Source organism: Neobacillus vireti (assembly GCF_036962465.1).
GTDB lineage: Bacteria > Bacillota > Bacilli > Bacillales > Cytobacillaceae > Neobacillus > Neobacillus vireti_B.
The window spans coordinates 198,132-204,439 of sequence record NZ_JBALNF010000002.1 but is presented as its reverse complement, the minus strand read 5'-3'; the positions used below and the strand labels follow the sequence as shown (position 1 = coordinate 204,439).

The window sequence follows — 6,308 nt, the reverse complement described above, 5'->3', positions numbered from 1 at the left end:
TAAAGGTGGACAAAAACTGACAGCATCAACCATTCATGTTCCCGGTGATATTTCGTCGGCAGCTTTTTTCCTTGTTGCAGGTGCCATTATCCCGGAAAGTGAAATTATCTTAAAAAATGTAGGATTAAATCCAACTAGGACTGGAATTATTGAGGTTATGCAGAAAATGGGAGCAAATTTAGAGATTGTTCAAGCGGCTACTAATGATTTTGAACCTGCAGGGGATCTCATTATAAAAACTTCAAATCTAAAAGGGACTATCGTAGAGGGAAGTTTAATTCCAAGACTAATTGATGAAATTCCAATTATTGCTCTCCTTGCTACACAAGCAGAAGGGACAACTATCATCAAGGATGCCGAAGAATTAAAGGTAAAAGAAACAAATCGTATCGATACAGTTGTTCAAGAGCTTGGAAAATTGGGGGCTGTTATTGAAGCCACAGAAGATGGTATGATCATCCATGGGAAATCCAAATTAACAGGTGGAAAAGTCTCCAGTCATGGGGATCATCGTATTGGGATGATGCTCGCCATCGCAAGCCTCTTATGTGAGGATGCTGTTGACCTCGAACAATCCGAGGCTATTTCTGTTTCCTACCCGAACTTTTTCACACATTTAAATAATCTAATTCGATAAAGCTGCCTTTGTGCAGCTTTTTGCTATTTATACGCTGTAATTAAAGTCATAGTTTTATCATTTTTAGCATAGCTTGTCTTAAGAAAAGTAAAAAGGTGGTGGACGATGTATATTATTGAAAATGCCAATATCCTTAAAGACAAGCAGATAACGATATCTTCACTTTTCATTGCTGATGAGCGAATAACAATGGTTAAAAAATGTACATCCCATGATCAGTACATGAGAATGAATGTTGAACCCTATATCATGACCCCTTCATATGTCCTTTTAAGTTCATCCATGCCTTATAAAGAATCCTTTCAAGCTTTAAAGTCCTATATATCTGAACATTTTTTATTAAAAGGTTGTACCACCATATTCACCTATGTTGACATATTGTACGAAAATCAACTGTTAGACAAAATAAATGAATTGAAGACGGCTTTAATCAGCAGTCCAATCGATTTTATTATTGGGGTTAAAATTTCCGCTAACCTGATTACCCCTTCCTTTATGAGAACCTGTAAAAAATTCAAAATTCCAGCCATTTTTGTTGAACTCCATGAGCTCGATGAATTAGAGTCAATTCCCTGGGGATGGGTTAGGGAGGCAATGTTTCCCTTTAATTGTCCATTAATTCCATTAATATCTTTCCCAGAAAAGAAGGAAGCTAGGATGGTTCTGTCGAAATGGAAAGATAGGATGGTAAAAGAAAAAATTCCAGCCTTATACGAGCCATTAGAAGAAAATCACCCCCTGTCCATTCCTATTCTTAATAAGATTGGTCTTTACCCGCAAAAAGGCAGCCTTATGACGGGAACTGAATTGAGTTATAATTTATATCTTATGGAAAAAGAAATCAGGAAGGTTGATGAAGGAAGTTTATTTCATTATCATAGTAATAGACTTGTAGTAACAGTTCACAAAGGAAAGGTTATTCGCTCGGGCAATAAAGTTTTATTTAGCCCGGGAAGTGGAGAATATGTAAAGGTGAGAACCCCATCTTATTTTTCATTGTAATTCTGGGAAGTAGAGGTATTAGCCAATGGAACGTGTAGATAAAATTATTCAAATGTTAGAAAACGGCCAACATAAAGAGGCATTAAATGAATATAATGATGTATTACAAAGCGGCAATCCGGAAGAAAAATTTCTTCTAGGGGAAGAACTGTACCATTATGGTTTTTTAGAAGAAGCAAAGGCACTGATGGAAAGTTTGCTAAAAATCTATCCTGAAGAAGGCGAGCTCCTTGTCCTGCTGGGTGAAATATTAGTTGAAGCAGGTGAAGAGGAAGAAGCAATTCTCGTTTTAGAGAAAATTTCAGAGCAAGATGCCCATTTTGCTCAGTCACTAGTATTACTAGCTGATCTTTACCAAATCCAAGGGCTTTATGAAGTATGCGAAAGAAAGTTATTAAAAGCCAAAGAGTTGCTGCCTGATGAGGTTATTATTGATTTTGCCTTAGGAGAGCTTTACAGTGAGCAAGGTGAAGTGATCAAAGCCCAGAATGCATATGAGCGAGTTTTAAGGGAAGAAGATGAAATTGCCGGAGTTAATATCAATGGAAGACTCGCTGATCTTTTAAGTGCCTCCGGAGCATTTGAAGAGGCTCTTTCCTTTTATGATCAGGCATTGAGAGAAAAGAAAGAGATTAATACTCTATTTGGTTATGCTTTTACTGCACTTCAAGCAGGATATAATCGGACAGCGATTGAAAGGTTTAATGAATTAAAAGAATTCGATCCGGAATATCATTCCCTTTATCTTCATCTAGCTAAGGCATATGAACGGGAAGAAGAACTTGAAAATAGTTTACAAGCTATTAAAGAGGGCATTAAACAAGATGAATTTAATAAAGAGTTATTTTTCTTTGGAGGTAAAATCAGTTTAAAGCTTGGCAACGAAGAGGATGCAGAGCAATATTTTCGTGAAGCTCTTGCACTAGACCCAGGATTTATGGAAGCTGCCATAACATTAAATAAACTTTTTTTCCGACAGGAAAGGTACGAGGATGTAATTGAATTAATCACCCAGTTGGATATTCATGGTGAAGAGGAGCCACAGCTCCTTTGGGATTCAGCTTTAGCCTACGATAAACTTGAAGAATATTCTTTCGCATTAGACAAATATGAAGGTGCATATACTTTTTTTAAGAATAATGAAACATTTTTACAGGATTACGGATATTTCCTTGTAGAAGAAGGAAAAAACGAACGTGCCGCCGAAATTTTTAAACAGCTGTTAATAGGGGATCCAACAAACGAAGAGTATCTGGATTTGCTTGAACGTCTTACCGATGTGAACATCTAAAAAAACTGATTATGCAGAGGAGGGAAACTATCATGGCAACCCCTGTTTCTGTCAACGAGAAGAAGGATTTTATTCGCTGGTTTTTAAATCATTATCAATTAAAAAGAAGAGAATGTGTTTGGATTTTAAACTATCTAATGAGCCACGATCAATTAATGGAGAAGGTACATTTTGTTGAGCAGGCACAATATTGTCCACGCGGTCTGATTATGTCTACACACTGTGTTGATAAAGTTCCGTTTCGGTTTTATAAGGAAAATGTCATGACAACCGATGCTGAAAAATCCTTTCATGATATTCGCCTGAACCGAGACGAGGATATTTTCATTCAGTTAAATTTTCATGCCTCTAATCAAGCCCATCAGTATGCAGCAGTTTTGGAGGAAAATCCGTTTGTTCCCAAGCATCTACAGGTAAATGAGAAGGATGGCATCGTCGCCGAACAATTATTGCAATACAGTATCGACCGTTTTCAGCGGGAAAAACTAATGGAGCTGATTGATGAAGCTCTCGACCAACAGGATCAGCAATTATTCCAAATGCTTACCGAGAAATTAAATAATTTATCTCAAACACAGGAAAAGGGAAGTCTGCGCTAAGCCGGCTTCCTTTTTCAATTTTTTCGCACTAGATCGCTTGTGAAGAATCTTTCAAAATATTCTACTTTATCTTTTATATTTTTGGGAGATAATGTTATGATAGAACTAGTGAATTAAAAAGGTTGGTGTAGTGAATGAAATGGATTCCACAAGAGGTTGAAACGTATTTAAATGCCAAGGAATACGTTGATACCGCGGTTATTCCAATTTACTCTTTATCGTTTGGAGAGGAGATGAAACAGTCAGCTGCGGCATTTGAATTCATTTCGCTTTTGACAGGTTATCTCGAAAGGCAGTTTACTGGAAGAATCTTAATGTTCCCTCCGTTTACTTATCTAAAAAACAATCATATGGATCAGGTAATAAGCGAATTACTAAAATGGGAAGAAACCGTTTTGAAAAGTGAATTTAAACACATTTTTTACATAACTTCTGAGCTGGATTGGCGAATGTTTGAAAATAGAATAGACGGCTCATTAATTTGGCTGCCAGCCCTGCCGCTTGGAAACATGAGTGAATCTCAAAAAATAGAGCTTGTTGAAAGTCAAGTCAAGCAATTATTATCGATTTTTACACAGAAATGGAGTAATAACGAGTAAAACAACCTATATTATATGTTTTTAAAATAGTATGATATTGACCTTGCTTTAAGATTGATATATCATTGTTATGTCCTAGTTTTATATGTGTTTAAATTGTGTCCGTTGGACTAAAAACTTATGAACAAGGGGGGGATAAGCTTGAGTAAAGAACGCGTTTCAAGACGTCAATTTTTAAACTACACATTAACTGGTGTAGGCGGATTCATGGCAGCTGGTATGTTAATGCCAATGGTAAGATTTGCTGTTGATCCTGTTTTAAAAGGAGAAGCAGCCGGAAATTTCATCGCGACCAAACAAAAGGTTTCTGAATTAACTGATGAACCAGTTCGTGTAGACTTTACCTTTAAACAAAAGGATGCATGGTATGAGTCAGAAGTTACGAACACTGCTTGGGTTTATAAGGATGGGGACAAAATTGTTGCCCTTTCACCAGTTTGTAAACACCTGGGCTGTACTGTCGGCTGGAATACGAACAAGGATCATCCAAACCAATTTTTCTGTCCATGTCATTATGGACGATACGAGAAGGATGGAACCAATATTCCAGGTACACCGCCGTTAGCCCCGCTTGATGAATACCCATACAAGGAAAAAGGCGGCTATCTATACTTAGGAAAAGCTGAACCACGGAAGGAGGCGTAATCATTGTTAAACAAAATTTACGATTGGGTAGATGAACGTTTAGATATTACGCCGCTGTGGCGCGATATCGCAGACCATGAAGTTCCTGAGCATGTAAACCCTGCGCATCATTTTTCAGCGTTTGTTTATTGCTTTGGGGGTCTGACATTCTTTGTTACTGTTATTCAAATACTTTCCGGCATGTTTTTAACAATGTATTATGTACCGGACATTAAGAATGCATGGGAATCGGTTTATTATCTGCAAAATGAAGTTGCATTTGGACAAATCGTACGTGGAATGCATCACTGGGGAGCCAGTTTAGTACTTGTAATGATGTTTTTACATACGTTGCGCGTCTTTTTCCAAGGTGCATATAAAAAACCTCGGGAATTAAACTGGATTGTCGGAGTACTAATTTTCTTCGTCATGCTCGGTTTAGGTTTTACTGGTTATTTATTACCATGGGATATGAAAGCGCTGTTCGCTACAAAAGTAGGTCTGCAAATTGCTGAGGCAACACCGTTCATCGGTTCTTACGTAAAAGTTTTACTTGCCGGCCATGAACATATTGTTGGTGCTCAAACATTAACTCGATTCTTTGCGATTCATGTATTCTTCCTACCTGCAGTGCTGTTTGGATTAATGGCTGCACACTTTATCATGATTCGTAGACAAGGGATCTCTGGACCGCTTTAAAAAACATTTTTTTCTGATAGTGTAAGAGTTATTACAGAAAAAGGAGGGGATTGCTCAATGCATCGCGGTAAAGGTATGAAGTTTGTCGGTGATTCACGTGTAATAGCACCAGAAATGCGCACACCAAAACTTCCGAAAGATTACTCTGAATATCCTGGTAAAACGGAAGCGTTCTGGCCTAACTTTCTTTTGAAAGAATGGATGGTTGGAGCAGTATTCCTTGTCGGCTATTTATGTTTAACAGTAGCCCATCCGGCTCCGCTTGAAAGGATAGCAGATCCAACCGATACAGGTTATATTCCATTACCAGACTGGTATTTCTTATTCTTGTATCAATTATTAAAATACTCATTTGCATCTGGTCCATATACGGTTATTGGTGCGATGATTATGCCAGGTTTAGCTTTTGGAGGGTTACTACTAGCTCCATTCCTTGATCGGGGACCAGAACGTCGTCCAAGAAAGCGTCCGTTCGCAACCGGGTTTATGCTGTTAGCACTTGCAGCCACTGTATTTTTAACATGGCAGTCAGTTGCAACTCATGACTGGGCAGCTGCAGAACGACAAGGTAAAATTGTTGCCAAGGTTGAAATTGACAAGAATAGTGAAGGATATAAAATCGCTAGCGCAAATACGTGTATTACCTGTCATGGAGACAGCTTCCAAGGTGGGGCCGGTGCTCCTACGCTAATTGGTACAGGCTTATCCGCAGAAGAAGTGGCTACGATTGCTAAAAAGGGTAAAGGCGGAAAGATGCCAGCAGGTGTTTTTAAAGGCACAGACGCTGAACTTAAAACGCTCTCTGAATATATCTCAGGTCTTGGAAAAAAATAATTGAATCAATAAAAGCTGACGGA

Annotated in this window: 8 protein-coding genes; all 8 read left to right on the top strand. The window is 38.2% G+C overall.

The window, feature by feature from the left end:
• On the top strand, positions 1-637 hold a 637-nt coding region (locus V7077_RS01600), incomplete at its 5' end, for a 3-phosphoshikimate 1-carboxyvinyltransferase (protein WP_335498089.1).
• A gap of 105 nt (positions 638-742) precedes the next feature.
• Positions 743-1,639, top strand: a complete 897-nt coding sequence (locus V7077_RS01595) for a hypothetical protein (RefSeq protein ID WP_335498088.1) — start codon at positions 743-745, stop codon at positions 1,637-1,639.
• 25 nt (positions 1,640-1,664) lie between these two features.
• Complete coding sequence (locus tag V7077_RS01590; RefSeq protein WP_335498087.1) at positions 1,665-2,930, top strand: tetratricopeptide repeat protein; 1,266 nt, start codon at positions 1,665-1,667, stop codon at positions 2,928-2,930.
• Positions 2,931-2,962: 32 nt separating this feature from the next.
• Positions 2,963-3,529 (top strand): ReoY family proteolytic degradation factor, encoded by a 567-nt coding sequence (locus V7077_RS01585; protein WP_335498086.1) that lies wholly within the window; start codon positions 2,963-2,965, stop codon positions 3,527-3,529.
• 134 nt (positions 3,530-3,663) lie between these two features.
• A complete protein-coding gene (locus tag V7077_RS01580) occupies positions 3,664-4,128 on the top strand; it encodes a YpiF family protein (protein ID WP_335498085.1) in 465 nt (154 codons plus the stop codon).
• Between the two features lie 120 nt (positions 4,129-4,248).
• Entirely contained in the window at positions 4,249-4,773 is a 525-nt protein-coding gene (locus V7077_RS01575; RefSeq protein WP_335498084.1) for a ubiquinol-cytochrome c reductase iron-sulfur subunit, read from the top strand.
• Between the two features lie 3 nt (positions 4,774-4,776).
• A complete protein-coding gene (qcrB, locus tag V7077_RS01570) occupies positions 4,777-5,451 on the top strand; it encodes a menaquinol-cytochrome c reductase cytochrome b subunit (protein ID WP_098530418.1) in 675 nt (224 codons plus the stop codon).
• 57 nt (positions 5,452-5,508) lie between these two features.
• Positions 5,509-6,285, top strand: coding sequence for a menaquinol-cytochrome c reductase cytochrome b/c subunit (locus V7077_RS01565; protein WP_335498083.1), 777 nt, complete (start codon positions 5,509-5,511; stop codon positions 6,283-6,285).
• Positions 6,286-6,308: the final 23 nt, after the last annotated feature.